The organism is Candidatus Poriferisocius sp. (genome assembly GCF_965202595.1).
GTDB lineage: Bacteria > Actinomycetota > Acidimicrobiia > Acidimicrobiales > Bin134 > Poriferisocius.
Map to the genome: position 1 here is coordinate 563,903 of NZ_OZ241836.1, position 16,808 is coordinate 580,710.

The following is a 16,808-nucleotide window of genomic DNA, read 5'->3' on the forward strand; positions in this document are numbered from 1 at the left end:
TGGCCGCGGCAACCCCAATCGGCTACGACACGAGTATTCGGGGGGTGGCCGGTAAACTGGCGGGTCTGTGAGGAGCACCGTGGAAAGCCTGGAGGGCAACCGGGTAAAGGTGTCGGTGGACATCGACTGCGATGAGTTCGAGAAGAAGCTGGACCAGGCCTTCCGCAAGCTGGCCCACGAGGTTCGCCTGCCCGGATTCCGTCCCGGCAAAGCCCCCCGGCGGGTGCTGGAGGCTCGGATAGGTCCCCAGGCGGCCCGGGGGGAGGCCCTCAATGATGCGGTCCCCGAGTACTACACCCGGGCCATCAATGATCACGATGTGGACGCGATCGCTCCGCCGGAGATCGACATCACCAGCGGGGCTGAGGACGGCCCGGTCAGCTTTGACGCGGTGGTGGAGATCCGCCCCTCTGTCACCGTCACCGGCTACGACCGGCTCAAGGTGGAGGTGCCCAGTCCCGAGCCCACCGAGGAGGAGATCAGCCGCCAGATCGACCAGCTTCGCAAGCAGTTCGGCGAGTTGGCCTCGGTGGCCCGGCCCGTGCTTGACGGTGACAACGTGACCATGGACATTTACGGGTCGTACAACGGGGAGCAGGTCGAGGGTCTCACCGTGGACGACTACTCCTACGAGGTGAACCAGGAGTCATTGATTCCCGAGATCGACGAGCATCTCCGGGGATCCAAGGTCGGGGACATCCTGGAGTTCAACGCCCGCCACCCCGACCCCGCCGAGGACGGGCTGCTGAGGTTCCGCGTTCTCGTCAAGGAGGTGCAGGAGACTGTCCTGCCCGATCTGGACGACGAGTTTGTTCGGGAGGCCTCCGAGTTCGACACCGTTGACGAGTTGCAGGCCGACACGTCGGAGAGCATCGCCCGATCCAAACGGGCCAACACCTTGGAGTCTCTGATGCATCAGGTGGCGGAACAACTTGCCGGGCTGGTGACAGACGATGTTCCCGAGGCGTTGGTGGACACCGAGGTGCTGCGCCGCCTCCGAACCTTCCAGTTGCGCCTGGACAGCCAGGGGGTTGAGGTGGAGACCTACCTGGAGGCCATCGGCCAGACCACCGAAGAGCTGGTGGAGGCATTGCGGGGACCGGCCCTCATGGAGGTGAAGAGCGACCTGGCTCTGCGGGCGGTGGCTGCGGCTGAGGCAATCCAGGTTTCCGCCGAGGACATCGAATTGGAGATGGCCCTGCTGGCCGCCCAGGTGGGCCTGACCGTCGATGAAATCAAGTCGTCGGTTCTGGGCGGCGACGAGAATCGCCTCAAGGGGGTGCGATTGGATGCTCTGATGCGCAAGACCCGGGGATGGGTCCTGGAGAGGGTCGAGATCACCGATGACGACGGAAACCCCCTGGAGTGGTCTAGCCTGAACCCAGACGACAACTTCGAGCTTCCCCCGACTCTGAGTGAGAATCAAACCCCATGAACCCCCAGAACTGCTTCGAGCTTCCCCCGACTCTGAGTGAGAATCAAACCCCATGAACCCCCAGAACTGCTTCGAGCTTCCCCCGACTCTGAGTGAGAATCAAACCCCATGAACCCCCAGAACTGCTTCGAGCTTCCCCCGACTCTGAGTGAGAATCAAACCCCATGAACCCCCAGAACTACATGGTGCCCGTCGTGGTCGAGCAGACCAACCGGGGGGAGCGGTCATTTGACCTTTACTCCCGCCTTCTCAAGGAGAACATCATCTTCTTGGGCACCCCGATCGATGACACGGTGGCCAACCTCATCTGTGCCCAGTTGCTGCACCTGGAGTCGGAGAACCCCGACAAGGACATCAACCTCTACATCAACAGCCCCGGTGGTGACATAAACGCCATGTTCGCCATCTACGACACCATGCAGTACCTGAAGCCCGACATCACCACCATCTGCTTCGGGCAGGCGGCCTCGGCCGCCGCGGTGCTGCTGGCGGCGGGCGCACCCAACAAGCGCCTGGCGTTGCCCCACGCCCGGATGCTCATCCACCAGCCCTACGCCGGGGCATCGGGGCAGGTGTCCGACATCGAGATCGCCTCCCGGGAGATCCAGCGGCTCAAGGACCAGTTGGAGGAACTCCTGGCCCGCCACACCGGCCAGGATATCGAGAAGATCAAGCAGGACACCGACCGCGACTACGTGATGACCGCCAACGATGCCAAGGAGTACGGGCTGATAGACGAGGTGATCTCGTCCCGGGATGCCGCCGACAACTCCGGGCCGATCACGGCCATCCGGTAAGGGGATCTGGGACCGTGGCCAAGTTCGGTGAGGGCGGCGAGCTGCTGAAATGCAGCTTTTGCGGAAAGACCCAGAAGCAGGTCAAGAAGATGATCGCCGGTCCCGGTGTCTATATCTGTGACGAATGCATCGACCTGTGCAATGAGATCATCGAGGAGGAGCTGGCCGAGGGCAGCGGCACCGGATTCAAGGAACTGCCCAAACCCCAGGAGATCTACTCCTTCTTGAACGACTACATCATCGGCCAGGAGCACGCCAAGCGGATCCTGTCGGTGGCGGTCTACAACCACTACAAGAGGGTCCAGATGGGCTCGTCGGATCCCGAGGTGGAGCTGTCCAAGTCGAACATCCTGCTGCTCGGCCCCACCGGGTGCGGCAAGACGCTCATGGCCCAGACCCTGGCCAGGATGCTCAACGTGCCCTTCGCCATAGCCGATGCCACCGCACTGACCGAGGCCGGCTATGTGGGCGAGGATGTGGAGAACATCCTCCTCAAGCTCATCCAGGCCGCCGACTACGATGTCAAAAAGGCCGAGACCGGCATCATCTACATCGACGAGATCGACAAGATCTCCCGCAAGAGCGAGAACCCGTCCATCACCCGGGACGTGTCGGGCGAGGGCGTGCAGCAGGCCCTGCTGAAGATTCTCGAGGGCACAACGGCATCGGTTCCGCCCCAGGGCGGGCGCAAGCATCCCCATCAGGAGTTCATCCAGATCGACACTACCAACGTGTTGTTCATCGTCGGTGGTGCCTTCGCAGGGCTGGAGCAGATCATCGAGAACCGGGTGGGCAATGTCGGGGTCGGTTTCGGTGCCGACATCCGCAGCGATTCGGAGCGGGACCATGGGGAGTTGTTCACCCAGGTGCAGCCCGAGGATCTGATCAAGTTCGGTCTCATTCCCGAGTTCATAGGTCGCCTGCCGGTGGTCGGTGTGGTGTCCCACCTGGAGCGGGACATGCTGGTCAGGATCCTGGTGGAGCCCAAGAACGCCCTGGTCAAGCAGTACTGCAAGTTCTTCGAGTTCGAGAACGTGGAGCTGGTCATCACCAATGAGGCCCTGGCCGAGGTCGCCGAGCTGGCTCTGGCCCGCAACACCGGGGCCCGGGGTCTTCGAGCGATCCTGGAGGAGGTTCTGCTCGACGTCATGTACGAGTTGCCCAGCCGCGACGATGTGGTCCAGTGCGTGGTTAACGACAAGGCAGTTCGCGGCCAGGCTCAGCCCCGGATGTTGGACGCAGCCAAGGTTCGCTCGACGGACCGGTCCCGGCGCGAGGCGAGCTGATCGCTCGATGCCCACGGATTACCCCATGTCTTCGGACCGGTCCCGGCGCGAGGCGAGCTGATCGCTCGATGCCCACGGATTACCCCATGTCTTCGGACCGGTCCCGGCGCGAGGCGAGCTGATCGCAAAGTCGCCCACCAGATCTTTCGGATCTCTCGACGAGGCTCGGGCGTGGTTGGATACCCACATCAACCTGGAGGCCACCGCCGGGGATACCCGCGGCCTGTCGCTGGCACCGATGCGGGAGTTGTTGAGCGCGCTGGGAGATCCGCAGGCCGACTACCCGGCCATCCACATAACCGGCACCAACGGTAAGGGTTCGGTGGCCGCGCTGGTGGCCGCGCTGGCCTCGAGGTGGGGGATGACGGTGGGGACCTACACCAGCCCCCATGTCGAGCGTATCAACGAGCGAATGGCCGTGGGTGGCGACCCCATAAGCGATCCCGAGCTGGCCGAGCTGTTGAGCCATCTGCGGCTGGTGGTGGACCACATTGCTGCTCACCCGGGTTCTGGTATTCACACGGGTTCGGGCCTTAACACGGGTTTTGGTCCGCCGTCGTGGTTCGAGCTGGTCACCGCCGCCGCCCTGCGCTGGTTCGCCGATGCGGCGGTAAACCTGGCGGTGGTGGAAGTGGGCAAGCTGGGTCGCTACGACGCCACCAACGTGGTGAACAGCCGGGTGGCGGTTATCACCAACATCGGCCGCGACCACACCGATGGTCGACCCGGCTGGGAGGCGGAGGTCATGGGGGAGAAAGCAGGCATAATCCATCCCGGGGTCACCGCCGTTTTGGGGCCGATGGCACCTGAGCTGGTTGAAATAGCCTCTGGGGAGTCACCGGGGGATTTGCTGGTTGCCGGTGAGCATTTCGAGCTCGAGGAGAACCGCCCGGCGGTGGGGGGCCGGCTCATCACGGTACGCACCCCCCGGGCTCGCTATGAGGATGTTTATGTCAGCTTGTTCGGTGCCCATCAGGGGGATAACGCCGCGGTGGCTCTCACCGCTTTTGAGGCTCTGGCCGGCTGCGTGCTGGATGAGCCGCTGCTCGATGGGCTCGGGGAGGTGACTGTCCCGGCCCGCTTCGAAGTGGTGGCCCGCCGACCCCTGGTGGTGATCGACGGTGCCCACAACCCCGATGGGGTGGCCGCCACCGCCGCCACCCTGCGGGATCAGTTCAGCGTGTCCGGAGCGATCATCTGGGTCATCGGCATCATGCGCGACAAAGACCTGGATGCGATGCTGGCTGCCCTCGAACCAGCCGGTGCCCGCCGGAACCGGGTGATCTGCTGCGCCCCCCGCTGGCCCCGCGCCCTACCGGCTCGGGACCTGGCCGCCGCGGTCCGAAACCGGGGGCTGGATGCCGAGATTGCCGATGATGTCACCGGCGCGGTGGACACAGCCCTGGCTTCGGCCACTGCAAAGGACGCGGTGGTTGTGACCGGTTCCATGTACACCGCCGGGGAGGCCCGCTTTCACATGGCGGCCCACGATCGTTAAAATCCCGCCCGGTGAATAAAACACTGGTGTTGTGCAAGCCCGATGCGGTGGAGAGGGGTCTGGTGGGGGCCATCCTGTCGCGTTTCGAGGCCCGAGGTTTGCGGGTAGCGGCCATGCGCATGCTCACCATCGACCCGGATCTGGCCGCCCGGCACTACGCCGAACACGTCAACCGCCCGTTCTACCCCGACCTGGTGTCGTTCATCGGCCGTTCACCGTCGGTGGCCCTGGTGCTGGAGGGGCCCGATGACACCTATGCCGTGGTCCGCTCCATGATGGGGACCACCAACCCCTTGGATGCCCCCGCGGGCACCATCCGGGGAGACTACGGCCTGGAGGTAACCGAGAACCTCGTTCATGGCTCCGACAGCAAAGCCTCCGCCGAGCGGGAGATAGCTATTTTCTTCCCGTCCCTGTAGGGCCTTGCCGGGGGCGGGGGCTCGCCCGATTGCCGGGCAACTGCCGGGCCGGTGTGCGATTTCGGGTGAATCATTCTAACATTGCTTCATGGTGAAGCGGCGGTTCTATTCCGGCAGTGGCCTGGTGGGTCGTGATATCGCCATCGACTTGGGTACCGCCAACACGCTGGTGTACGTCCGTGGCGAGGGTGTCCTTATCAACGAGCCCTCGGTGGTGGCGGTCACCAGCGAGGGTACGCCTCTGGCCGTGGGGGCCGAGGCCAAGCGGATGCTGGGTCGCACACCGGCCCATATCCAGGCCATCCGACCGCTCAAGGACGGGGTGATCGCCAACTTCGACATCTGCGAGAAGATGCTGCGGTACTTCATCCAGCGAGTGTCCCCCGGGCGATTCACCCGGCCCCGTATGGTGATCTGCGTTCCCTCCGGTATCACTCCCGTGGAGCAGCGGGCCGTTCAGGAGGCCGCGATTTCTGCTGGGGCCAAAAAGCCGGTGTACATAATCGAGGAGCCCATGGCCGCGGCCATCGGTGCCGGCCTGCCGGTGCAGGAGGCTTCGGGCAGCATGATCGTGGATATAGGCGGCGGCACCACCGAGGTGGCCATGATCTCGCTCGGCGGGGTGGTCACCGGCCAGTCGATCCGCATGGGCGGCGATCGGATGGACGAGGACATCATCTCCTTTTTGAAGAAGGAGCACAGCCTCATCATCGGGAGCCGCACCGCGGAGGAAGTGAAGATTGTGCTGGGGTCGGCGTGGAGGGGCAGCGAGAACGAATACGCCGAGGTCCGGGGTCAGGACATGGTCACCGGCTTGCCCAAGACCGTGGTTACCTCCACCTCCGAAATTCGCGAGGCCATCTCCGAGGTGGTGCGGTCGATCGTGGACGCGGTCAAGGTGACCCTCGACGAAACCCCTCCCGAGCTGGCTGCCGACATCATGGAGGTGGGCATCGTGCTGGCGGGGGGTGGGGCACTGCTGAACGGTTTGCCCTCTCGGATCCAGGAAGAAACGGGGATGCCGGTCCGATTGACGGACGACCCCCTCCACGCCGTGGCCATCGGCTCCGGTCAGTCGCTGGAGGAGTTCGACGCGCTGGAGGGACTCCTCTTCTCGGCGTCGTACGACTGACCGTTCGGTTGGTTGGGCCCCGTGCCAGCGGGCACCCGCACCGGACGGTCGCGAGCAACGCTTGTCTTCCTGCTGCTCAGCTCAGTGACCCTTCTCACTCTGGATGCCCGTGGCTTCGAGCCCCTCCAGCGAACGGAAGAAACGCTGATGGATCTGATGTCACCATTTCGTTCAGCGGCGAACCGGCTGTTCAATCCGGTGGGCGATGCCTGGAAAGGCATGACCGGTTATGCCGAGCTGGAATCCGAGAATGTGATGCTGCGGGACGAACTCCAAAAACTCGAGGCTCAGCGCATTCTCGATTCCGATGCGGCCGTTCGCCTGGAATCGCTGCTCAAGGAACTGGATCTGCCCTATGTGCAGGCCATTCCCAACACCGTGGCGGAGGTGGTTACCGCCAATGTGGGCAACTTCGACCGGTACTCGGTGCAGATCAACCGGGGGTCCGAGGACGGGATCCGTAACGGGATGCCGGTCGTCACCAGGGGCGGGTTGATCGGGCGGATCGATGGTGACCCCGGGCGGCGGCATTCCCGGGTGACGCTTCTCACCGATCCCGAGTTCGAGGTGGGGGTGCTGGTGGTGGGAACCGACGACGTGGGATTGGCCTCGGGGGGTGGACATGGGAATGCGCTGAGGGTTGACAAGGGCTTGGAGGTCGATACCGAGGTAGCCGTTGGGGATGAGGTTGTCACCAGCGGTGTGGATCGCAGCCGTTACCCCCCCGGCATACCCATAGGCACGGTTACCAGGATCGAATTCGACGAGGCCCGCCTGCTCCAGGTTCTCATCGTGGAGCCCTCGGCCGATACCGATAACTTGAGCTTCGTGACCGTGCTGCTCTACGACCCCCTGGGCGAGGGCCCATGAGTTCAAAGGGCAGTGGGCGAGGGCCTGTGAGTCCAAAGGGCAGGATGAGCTTGCGACCCCCTGGGCGAGGGCCCGTGAGTCCAAAGGGCAGGATGAGGCGGTGAACACGGCGAGTGGCTATGTCCGCAGCGCCCTGTTTCTTTTCACCGTGCTGGTGCTTCATCTGACGTTGTTCTCCGATCTGCGGGTATTCGGGGTTGCGCCCGAGGTGCCGCTGGCCGTGGCGGTCACCGCCGGTTTGGTGGGGGGACCGCAGCGGGGGGCAACCGCCGGGTTCGTGATCGGCTTGGGCATGGATCTTTACCTGCCCACGCTGTTCGGTCTTTCCGCTCTCATCTACACCGTGTGGGGCTACGCGGTGGGTTTGCTGGAAGAGCGGATCATCCGCAGCGCCTGGTGGATAAACGTCCTGGTTGCTGCGGTGGCCACCGCGGGAGGGCTGCTGGTGTACGCGGTGCTGGGTGAGCTGCTGGGCGAGGCCAACCTCTATACCGAGCACCTCTACGTGGTCATGGGGGTGGCCGCGGCCTACAACCTGGTGTTGAGCCTGCCCCTTTTGGGTATGTGGCGCTGGTCGTGGGTTCGACTGTTGGCGGAGGAGTCGTGAGCCCGGAGTCATTGCGGTTGGCGGAGGAGTCGTGAGCCCGGAATCGCTGCGTCTGCGGTTGAGTTTTCTGGGCCTTTTGGCGTTGCTGGCCTTCGGAGCGTTGGTGGCCCGCCTGTGGTTCCTTCAGGTCATGAGCTCGGAGGAGTTCGAGGTTCAGGCCACGCAGAACACCATTCGGTTGGTCTACGAGCCGGCCCCCCGGGGGCGCATCTTCGACCGCAAAGGCAACGTGCTGGTTGACAACGGGGAGTCCCTGGTGGTGACCGTGGATCGGGTGATCTTCGACACCAAGTTCGATACCGACGAGCAGGAGGCTCTGGTTCTGCGGCTGGCCAAGGAGATCAGCCGAACCGGCCGCCTGACCAAGGTTTTTGAGATCAACAGGGCGTTGGAGGATCCCCGGTACGGTCCCCTGGACTCGGTGCCGGTCGCCGACGATGTGACCGAGCACTTCGAGATAGTGCTGGCTGAGCGGTCCGATGAGTTCCCGGGTGTGGATACGGAGATCCGCAGTGTTCGTACCTATCCCTACGGCGATCTGGCTGCCCATGTTCTGGGCTATGTCTCTCTCATCAGCGAGGAGCAGTACGAACAGGTGGCTGACAATCCCAAGTCCTACCGCCGAAACGATGAAATTGGGCAGACCGGGGTGGAGGCATCATTTGAGCCACTGCTCAGGGGTACGCCCGGCTATACCAGGATGGAGGTGGACAATCTCGGTGATCCGATCCGGATCATTGAGAAAATCGACCCGGTAGCCGGTGCGGATGTGCATCTCACCCTTGACATCGACATCCAGGGAATGGCCGAGAAGGAGCTTCTGGCCGCTTTGGCCGCGGCTCGCCAGCGGGCGGGGACCGAGGAGGGGGATCTGCCCTTCAACGCTCCTGCCGGTGCCATGGTGGTAATGGACCCCAATGGGGCAGAAATCCTGGCGATGGCGTCGTTTCCCACTTACGAGCCCGGCGAGTTCGTCAAGGGGTTTTCCGACGAGCGATGGGCGGAGCTTCAGGATCCCAACAACCATCAACCCCTGAACAACCGGGCTCTCTCCGGCATCTACTCACCGGGATCCACGTTCAAGTTGTTCACAGCCTATGCCGCGATGAACAGCGGGGTGCTCGGTCCTCGTGGGGTTCTGGGCCCCTACACCCTCTATGAGGACACCGGTAGCTTCGTCGTGCCTTCCTGCGATGAGGAGTTGATCGCCTCGTGCACCTTCAACAATGCCGAAGGAGCCGTATACGGGCCCGTTGACCTGGCTCGGGCCATCACGGTGTCCTCCGATGTGTACTTCTACTACCTGGCCGACACCATGGACCGGACCGACCGTTTTGATCGCGAGAGCATCCAGCGTACCGCTCGACTCTTCGGGTTCGGGGCTCAAGCCGGTATAGCCCTGGGTGGTGAGGGGGCCGGCAGGGTGCCCTCACCGTCGGAGGCGGAGGCCGCGGGGGAGCCGTGGCGAACCGGTGATTCCATTGTGCTGGCCATCGGGCAGGGCGTGCTGGGGGTCACCCCCATCCAGTTGGCCAACGGCTATGCCGCTTTCGCCAACGGGGGCACGCTCTACGCCCCCAAGGTGGTGGATCGGGTTGAGAATCCGGTCACCGGGGAGGTGTTGCAGTCCTTTGCCGACCGGGTGCTCAACCGCATATACATGCCCAGTTCCATCCGGCAACCGATCCTTCAAGGGTTGCTGGGCGTCACCAGCGATTTGGATGGCACCGCCTACTTCGCCTTTGAAGGGTTTCCCCATGAGGATTGGTCGGTGGCCGGCAAGACCGGCACCGCGGAGGTGGTGGGCAAGGCCGATTATTCGCTTTTCGCCGCCTTCGGTCCCAATCCCAATCCGGAGTACGTCGCGGTGGCGGTGATGGAGGAGGCGGGCTTCGGTGCCCATGTCGCCGCCCCCGCGGTGCGCCGCCTGCTGGAGCCCATCGCCACCGGCACGGTGCAGGCAGTCCGTACTATCGACGACCTCGCCGACCTGGGCCAATCGATGGATACCGGCGGGGATGGGGAAGGCGGGGACGGGACCGGTGGGGATGGGGAAGGCGAGGACGGATCCGGCGGGGACGGAGAAGGCGGGGACGGGACCGGGGGTAGCTCCTGATGTCGGTGATCTCCATGGAGGATCGCCGATCTCGGGATCCGAACACCCGGGACAGCCAGTACGCGCCCTGGTTGCACATCGATCTGCTGCTGATTCTGGCCGTGGCCGGCTTGACGGCAATCGGCATTGTGGCCATTTACAGCACCACTCGGGGCCGGGATCCCGAGAACTTCGATACTTTCTTTCTGGATCGGCAGTTGCTCTTCGGGGTGGCCGGAGCGTTGCTCATGATCTTTGTGGCCTGGATGCCCTACCACGAGCTGTCCAAGTTCGCCGTGGCCATCTACGGCGTGGGCATTCTGGCTCTCATAGTGGTGCTGGGACCGCTGGGCCAGGAGGTTAACGGTGCCCGGTCGTGGTTCCGGGTCGGCGACGTACAGCTCCAGCCGTCGGAGTTCCAGAAAATCGTGGTGATCGTGGCGATGGCCGCCTTTTTGTCCCGCTTCGAGGACCACATGGACGTGACCAGGGTGTTTTTGGCCGTGGGCATGGTTGCGTGGCCGGGCCTTCTGGTCCTGCTCCAGCCGGATGTGGGTACGGCGCTGATTTACGTGTTCATCGGATTCGCCATGCTCCTGATCGGCGGGATTCGCTTGCGCCAGGTGATCGGAATCGCCTTGATCGCCACCACGGTTGTAACCCTCATGATCAACTCCAACATGTTGGAGGAGTACCAGACCAACCGGCTCCGGACGTTTGTGGATCCCTCCAGCGACATCACCGAGGCGGCTTTCCAGCAGCGCCAGGCCCAGATAGCCATCGGCAACGGCGGGGTGAGCGGCACCGGCTACGGCGAGGGTTCCCAGACCCTGAGCGGCTTGGTGCCCCAGCAGCACACCGACTTCATCTTCACGGTGATCGGTGAGGAGTTCGGCTTCATAGGGGCGGCCGCCACCCTGGCGCTTTACGCCATCCTTCTGTTGCGGATCCTCCAGGCCGCTCGCTTGGCCCGGGACCGGTTGGGCACGCTGATCTGCTCGGGGGTTTTCGCCATGATCCTGTTCCAGATGTTCGAGGCGGTGGGCATGACCCTGGGCATTACCCCCATCACCGGTATCCCCCTGCCCCTGGTTTCCTACGGCGGTTCCTCGGCCATCGCCACCCTCATCGGCATCGGCCTGGTCATCAACGTGCGGATGCGCCGGTTCGTCTGATCCGCTCTGAGGGGTTTGGTCTGCGCCGGTTCGTCTGATCCGCTCGGAGGGATTTGATCTGAGAACCCGGTCCGGGGGCGGTACATTTAGGTAGATGTCCTTGTGGTCGGATTTGGAGCTGGTGCTCCCCAATGTCTCCAAACCGGCGCGCTATATCGGCGGTGAGGGTGGGATGGTGGTGCCCGAGCACCATCCGTCCAAGGCGGCTTGGCTGCTGGCCTATCCCGACACCTACGAGGTGGGTTTGCCCAATCAGGGTCTTCAGATCCTCTATGAGATCCTCAATGAGCAAGACGGCGCGGTGGCCGAGCGGGCCTACGCCCCCTGGGTGGACATGGAGGCCGAGATGCGGGCTGCGGGCCTGCCGCTGTTCTCGGTGGACACCCACCGGCGGGCCACGGAGTTCGATGTGCTGGCCTTCAACCTGTCGTCCGAACTGGTCTACACCAACGTGCTCAACTGCATAGACCTGGCCGGGGCACCGGTGCGGGCCGAGCATCGGGCCGAGGACGACCTGCTGATCGGTGCCGGGGGGCACTGCACCTACAACCCCGAGCCGCTGGCCGATTTTGTCGATTTCTTCGTGCTGGGTGACGGGGAGGAGGTGGTTTCCGAGATCAACGCGGTGGTCCGGGACTGGAAGCGGGCGGGCAAGCCGTCGCGCCTCGCGGTGCTGCTGGAGTTGGCCTCGGTCGAGGGCGTGTACGTGCCTTCGCTCTACGACGTGGTCTACGACGGCCCGGCGCTGGTGTCGGTAACCCCCCGCCACCCGGGGGTGCCCGAGGTTGTGGAGAAGCGCACGGTGGCCGATCTGGCCGCCTGGCCCTACCCCAAGAACCAGCTCGTTCCGCTTACCGAAGTGGTTCACGACCGGCTGAACGTGGAGGTGTTCCGGGGTTGCACCCGGGGGTGCCGTTTCTGCCAGGCCGGGATGATCACCCGCCCGGTGCGGGAACGGCCCGCCGAGCAGGTTCGCACCATGGTGGCGGGTGGGTTGGCCCGCACCGGTTACGACGAGATTGCTCTGACCTCGCTGTCCACCGCCGATTTCAGCGGGATAGAGGAGGTGGTGGCCACGACCATGGAGGTCGGGGGTGGTGAGGTATCGGTGTCGCTGCCCAGCCTGCGGGTGGATGCATTCACCGTGGGTTTGGCCGCTCAGATCCAGCGGGCCCGGCGTACCGGTTTGACGTTCGCTCCCGAGGCCGGGTCGTGGCGGATGCGCCAGGTCATCAACAAGCTCATCGGTGAGCAGGATCTGTACGGCGCGGTGGAGTCGGCGTTCTCCCAGGGGTGGCGGCGCATGAAGCTGTACTTCCTCACCGGGCTACCCACCGAGACCGATGAGGACACCCTGGCCATCGCCGAATTGGCCCGCAATTGTGTGGCGTTGGGTAAGGCTCATACCAAGAACCCGTCGGTGACCGTGTCGCTGGGGGGGTTCGTGCCCAAGCCCTTCACCCCCTTCCAGTGGTTCGGCCAGAACACGGTGCCGGAGTTGGAGCGCAAGATCTTCCTGCTGCGTGACGATGTCAAGCGGAATCGGGGGGTACAGATGAAGTGGCACGATCCCCGGGCCAGCCTGGTGGAGGGCATCGCCAGTCGGGGGGATCGCCGCATAGGCCGGGTCATAGAGGAGGTGTGGCGGGGGGGCGGCACTTTCCAGGAGTGGTCCGAGCATTTCGACCACGACCGCTGGATGGGGGCCATGGCCCGCCACGGTCTATCGGCGGACTGGTACGTGCACCGCCACCGCACCGCCGATGAGGTTCTGCCCTGGGATCACATATCCGCGGGGTTGCACAAGGACTTCTTGTGGCAGGACTGGCGGGATGCCCTGAACGAGGTGGGTTTGGAGGACTGTCGCTGGACTCCTTGCTACGACTGCGGGGCTTGCACCGGCTACAGCATCGAACACATCGTGGCTTCCGCCACCCCACCGGCGGGGGGGAGTCAGGGTACGGGGCAAACCCCGGTCTTTCTGCGGGGGTAATGCGTGAACCCGAACGAGGCCCCGCGGCGGCGAGTGCGGTTGCGGTACCGCAAGATCGGACCCATCCGCTTCACCAGCCACCGCGACGTGGCTCGTATCTGGGAGCGTTCGCTGCGGCGGACCGGGTTGCCGGTGGCCCGGACCGAGGGGTTCTCCCCCCGGGCCAAGTTGCACTTCGGGCTGGCGTTGGCCACCGGTTACGAGTCGGATGCCGAATACCTCGACGTTGACTTCAAGAACGACACCATTGGGGTCGAGGAGGTGCAAGAGGCATTGGTGGGCGTGCTGCCCGACGGGCTCTCGGTGACGGGTGGAACGGTTCTGGGTCGGGGCGCGATGTCGTTGCAGCAGGCAGTTACCAGTTGCGACTGGGACATCGAGGTGCTGGACGTGAGCACCCCCGATCTTGCCCGATGGGTGGATCGGGTGTGCGGCGCGGCTACGCTGATGGTCACGCGAGAACGCAAGGGACAAAAGATCACCGACGACCTAGCCCCTCAGGTGCATGCACTGGAGGTCGGGGAACCTACGAGCCGGGGGATACGCCTCCTGGCCACCCTGGGTACCCGACCGAGGGCGGCCCGCCCGTCGGAGCTTCTTACCGCTCTCGAATCTGCGTACCGTCCGGTGCTGGTTCGGCGCACTCGTCAATGGATTGAGCAGGATGGCGCCCGCTTGGAGCCGCTTGAGGTCGGCGCAGCCCCTGCTCGGCTCACCCTGGTTGGTGGGCAATGAGAAAGGACTCAGGATATGACCGACTCCACGGAGCGGACTGGCAAAAAGTCAGCCAGCAACGCGCCACAGGCTAAGCCACAGGCTAAGCCACAGGCTAAGCCACAGGCTAAGCCACAGGCTAGTCCCAGGATTGGGGATTCCCGGCCGGCACCGTCTGGGGATCGTCCCAGGATTGGGGATTCCCGCCCGGCACCGGTGCCGTCTGGTGGTCGTCCCAGGATTGGGGATTCCCGGCCGGCACCCGCGGGCAACGGATCCGGTGCGGGTGGGGCTCCGGGTTCGGGGGCCAAAGACTCCGGTGCGGGTGGGGCTCCGGGTTCGGGGGCCAAAGACTCCGGTGCGGGTGGGGCTCCGGGTTCGGGGGCCAAAGACTCCGGTGAGGGTGGGGCTCCGGGTTCGGGGGCCAAAGACTCCGGTGAGGGCCGTGGGCGTCGGCGTCGTCGGGGCGGCCGAGGTCGCGGTGGCGGCCGTCCCGTTCAGCCGGTGGAGCACCAGGTGTCCGACGGCCCGGTGGAGCTGGATGAGAAAACCTTGCAGCGGAGGCGGGGTCGGCGCCGCAAGGGCCGGCCGGTGGGTCGGTACATGATGCTCGTGCAGGTTCGTCCCGAGGCCACCCAGATTGCCGTCGTCGAGGGTCGAGCGCTGATTGAGCACTACGTTTCCCGGCCCGCGGACGATGTGAACGAGATCCACGGCAACATCTATCTGGGCCGGGTGCAAAACGTGCTGCCCGGTATGGAGGCTGCCTTCGTGGACATAGGCACCCCCAAAAATGCAGTGCTGTACCGGGGGGACCTGGTGTTCGACCCCGATGAGGTGGAAACCACCAATGGGGCTCCTCGCATCGAGAACCTGCTGGAGGCCCGCCAGACCGTCCTGTGCCAAGTCACCAAGAACCCCATAGCCCACAAGGGGGCCCGGTTGACCCAGGAGGTGTCGCTCCCCGGCCGGTTCGTGGTGCTGGTTCCCAATTCCAAGACCTATGGCATCTCCAAGCGGCTTCCCGACCGGGAGCGCAAGCGGCTCCGCCGGGTGCTGGACCGCTGCAAGCCGGACGCACACGGGCTGATCGTCCGAACCGTGGCCGAGAACATCACCGCTGAGGAGCTGGAACGAGACGTGGGGCGGTTGGTTTCCCAGTGGGAGCGAATCGATGATCTGGCCAAGCGGGTGCGGGTTCCGGGGCTGCTCTACCGGGAGCCGGAGATGGCGGTTCGGGTCATCCGTGAGGAGTTCAACCAGGATTTCCGCTCGGTTCATATCGACGATCCCCGGCTCTTCGAGGAGGTGAACGACTACGTGTCCAGCGTGGCCCCGGAGCTGGTCGAGAGGCTTCACTACTACGATGCGAGCAGTGAGCGCCTAGATCTTTTGGAGCGCTACCACGTGCATGAGCAACTGGTCAGGGCTTTGGACAAGAAGGTGTGGTTGCCGGGCGGCGGGTCACTGATCATCGAGAACACGGAGGCGCTCACGGTTATCGACGTGAACACCGGTAAGAACGTCGGCAGCTCCAATCTGGAGGAGACCGTGTTTCGCAACAACCTGGAGGCGGCCCGGGAGATTCCCCGCCAGCTCCGGCTGCGCGACATAGGGGGGATCATCGTGATCGATTTCGTGGACATGGACAAGCGGGTGAACCGCGAAGAGGTCATGAAGGTGTTCCGGGAGTCGCTGGCTTGGGACAAGACCCGCACGCAGGTACTGGACATCTCCGATCTGGGCCTGGTGGAGATGACCCGCAAGCGCATAGGCGAGGGTCTGCTGGAATCGTGCTCATCCACCTGCCCGACCTGCAATGGCCGGGGCCTGGAGCTGGACCGCCAACTGGTATCGAGTAGCTGACCGCGAGCCGGCAGGGCTGTTGGAAGGGCCCGTTGAAGTTCACGATTGGCTGACCGCGAGCCGGCAGGGCGGTTGGATCAGGGTTGACGGTTGGGGTTTCGCCCCGGTGGTTGGCCTAGAATTACCCGTCGGCCCTGCCGGCAACAAGTGAGTGAGGCGCAAGCAGGTGTATGCCATCATCCGCACAGGCGGCAAGCAGTACAAGGTGAGGGAAGGTCAAACTCTGGATGTGGAGTTGCTGGGTGAGCCCGGCACCGAGGTGGAGCTGATCCCGGTTATGCTTTTCGACGGGCAATCCGTGGTCGTGGCCCCGGACCAGCTCGGCGGGGCCAGGGTCACCGCCACGGTGCAGGCCTCGGTGAAGGATCGCAAGATCAACGGTTTCACCTACAAGAACAAGAGCAACCAGCGTCGGCGGTGGGGTCACCGCCAGCACAAGTCCCGTATCCGGATCACGGCCATCACGGCCCGGTCCGGGGTTGAGGGAGCCAACGATGTCCAAGACCAAAGTGTTGGGTAGTACCAAAGGCTGAGGGGAGTTAACGATGTCCAAGACCAAAGGCGGTGGCTCGACCCGCAACGGCCGCGATTCCAACCCCAAGCGTCTGGGGGTGAAGGTGTACGACGGCACCCGGGTGACCGCGGGGTCGATCATCGTCCGCCAGCGCGGCACTCGTATCCATCCGGGCGAGAACGTCGGCCGGGGTCGGGACGATACGTTGTTCGCCACCGCTGATGGGCGGGTCAAGTTCGGTCATCGGCGGCGCCGCAAGCTCGTCGACGTAATCACCGGCTGACCGCCCCTCGGTGGTTTCCCACCGATCGGCGCGGGGACCGTGATGGATATTGCCGCCGCTGGGCGCAGGCGGGTGGGGGGTTGCGGGGACCGTGCGGGGACCGTGATGGGCCGATGTTATATTG

General features: G+C 64.3%; 15 protein-coding genes. All 15 read left to right on the forward strand.

Annotation, left to right across the window (positions count from 1 at the left end; translation table 11 throughout):
* Positions 1 to 79 precede the first annotated feature (79 nt).
* The 15 genes from tig (at position 80) to rpmA (ending at position 16,684) form a co-directional block, all read left to right on the forward strand.
* Complete coding sequence (gene tig, locus ACOGXC_RS02965; protein WP_419919230.1) at positions 80 to 1,435, forward strand: trigger factor; 1,356 nt, start codon at positions 80 to 82, stop codon at positions 1,433 to 1,435.
* A gap of 164 nt (positions 1,436 to 1,599) precedes the next feature.
* Positions 1,600 to 2,232: an ATP-dependent Clp protease proteolytic subunit gene (locus tag ACOGXC_RS02970; RefSeq protein WP_419919231.1), complete on the forward strand. Its 633-nt coding sequence runs from the start codon at positions 1,600 to 1,602 to the stop codon at positions 2,230 to 2,232.
* Positions 2,233 to 2,246: 14 nt separating this feature from the next.
* A complete protein-coding gene (clpX, locus tag ACOGXC_RS02975) occupies positions 2,247 to 3,518 on the forward strand; it encodes an ATP-dependent Clp protease ATP-binding subunit ClpX (RefSeq protein ID WP_419919232.1) in 1,272 nt (423 codons plus the stop codon).
* Positions 3,519 to 3,693: 175 nt separating this feature from the next.
* Positions 3,694 to 5,016 carry a bifunctional folylpolyglutamate synthase/dihydrofolate synthase gene (locus tag ACOGXC_RS02980; RefSeq protein ID WP_419919233.1) on the forward strand — a complete coding sequence of 441 codons (1,323 nt, stop codon included), beginning with the start codon at positions 3,694 to 3,696 and terminating at the stop codon, positions 5,014 to 5,016.
* Positions 5,017 to 5,027: 11 nt separating this feature from the next.
* Positions 5,028 to 5,435: a nucleoside-diphosphate kinase gene (gene ndk / locus ACOGXC_RS02985; protein WP_419919234.1), complete on the forward strand. Its 408-nt coding sequence runs from the start codon at positions 5,028 to 5,030 to the stop codon at positions 5,433 to 5,435.
* Positions 5,436 to 5,523: 88 nt separating this feature from the next.
* Positions 5,524 to 6,567 (forward strand): rod shape-determining protein, encoded by a 1,044-nt coding sequence (locus ACOGXC_RS02990; RefSeq protein WP_419919235.1) that lies wholly within the window; start codon positions 5,524 to 5,526, stop codon positions 6,565 to 6,567.
* A 21-nt stretch (positions 6,568 to 6,588) separates the two neighbouring features.
* Positions 6,589 to 7,437 (forward strand): rod shape-determining protein MreC, encoded by an 849-nt coding sequence (gene mreC, locus ACOGXC_RS02995; RefSeq protein WP_419919236.1) that lies wholly within the window; start codon positions 6,589 to 6,591, stop codon positions 7,435 to 7,437.
* A 100-nt stretch (positions 7,438 to 7,537) separates the two neighbouring features.
* Complete coding sequence (gene mreD / locus ACOGXC_RS03000; protein ID WP_419919237.1) at positions 7,538 to 8,044, forward strand: rod shape-determining protein MreD; 507 nt, start codon at positions 7,538 to 7,540, stop codon at positions 8,042 to 8,044.
* Between the two features lie 31 nt (positions 8,045 to 8,075).
* Positions 8,076 to 10,160 (forward strand): penicillin-binding protein 2, encoded by a 2,085-nt coding sequence (gene mrdA, locus ACOGXC_RS03005; protein ID WP_419919238.1) that lies wholly within the window; start codon positions 8,076 to 8,078, stop codon positions 10,158 to 10,160.
* On the forward strand, positions 10,160 to 11,314 hold the full coding sequence (gene rodA, locus ACOGXC_RS03010) for a rod shape-determining protein RodA (protein ID WP_419919239.1): 1,155 nt from the start codon (positions 10,160 to 10,162) through the stop codon (positions 11,312 to 11,314). Before mrdA ends, rodA begins: the two co-directional genes overlap by 1 nt.
* A 94-nt stretch (positions 11,315 to 11,408) precedes the next feature.
* On the forward strand, positions 11,409 to 13,307 hold the full coding sequence (locus ACOGXC_RS03015; RefSeq protein ID WP_419919240.1) for a TIGR03960 family B12-binding radical SAM protein: 1,899 nt from the start codon (positions 11,409 to 11,411) through the stop codon (positions 13,305 to 13,307).
* A gap of 3 nt (positions 13,308 to 13,310) precedes the next feature.
* Positions 13,311 to 14,042, forward strand: coding sequence for a TIGR03936 family radical SAM-associated protein (locus ACOGXC_RS03020; RefSeq protein WP_419919241.1), 732 nt, complete (start codon positions 13,311 to 13,313; stop codon positions 14,040 to 14,042).
* A gap of 195 nt (positions 14,043 to 14,237) precedes the next feature.
* Positions 14,238 to 15,887: an Rne/Rng family ribonuclease gene (locus tag ACOGXC_RS03025; protein WP_419919242.1), complete on the forward strand. Its 1,650-nt coding sequence runs from the start codon at positions 14,238 to 14,240 to the stop codon at positions 15,885 to 15,887.
* Between the two features lie 151 nt (positions 15,888 to 16,038).
* Entirely contained in the window at positions 16,039 to 16,407 is a 369-nt protein-coding gene (gene rplU / locus ACOGXC_RS03030; protein ID WP_419919243.1) for a 50S ribosomal protein L21, read from the forward strand.
* Between the two features lie 25 nt (positions 16,408 to 16,432).
* Positions 16,433 to 16,684: a 50S ribosomal protein L27 gene (gene rpmA, locus ACOGXC_RS03035; RefSeq protein WP_419919244.1), complete on the forward strand. Its 252-nt coding sequence runs from the start codon at positions 16,433 to 16,435 to the stop codon at positions 16,682 to 16,684.
* The last annotated feature ends 124 nt before the right edge of the window (positions 16,685 to 16,808 follow it).

Coding starts and splice junctions, on each gene's coding strand:
- rodA (WP_419919239.1), top strand. CDS start 10,160: ATGTCGGTGATCTCCATGGAGGATCGCCGATCTCGGGATCCGAACACC.
- ACOGXC_RS03015 (WP_419919240.1), top strand. CDS start 11,409: ATGTCCTTGTGGTCGGATTTGGAGCTGGTGCTCCCCAATGTCTCCAAA.
- rpmA (WP_419919244.1), top strand. CDS start 16,433: ATGTCCAAGACCAAAGGCGGTGGCTCGACCCGCAACGGCCGCGATTCC.
- ACOGXC_RS02970 (WP_419919231.1), top strand. CDS start 1,600: ATGAACCCCCAGAACTACATGGTGCCCGTCGTGGTCGAGCAGACCAAC.
- ACOGXC_RS02990 (WP_419919235.1), top strand. CDS start 5,524: ATGGTGAAGCGGCGGTTCTATTCCGGCAGTGGCCTGGTGGGTCGTGAT.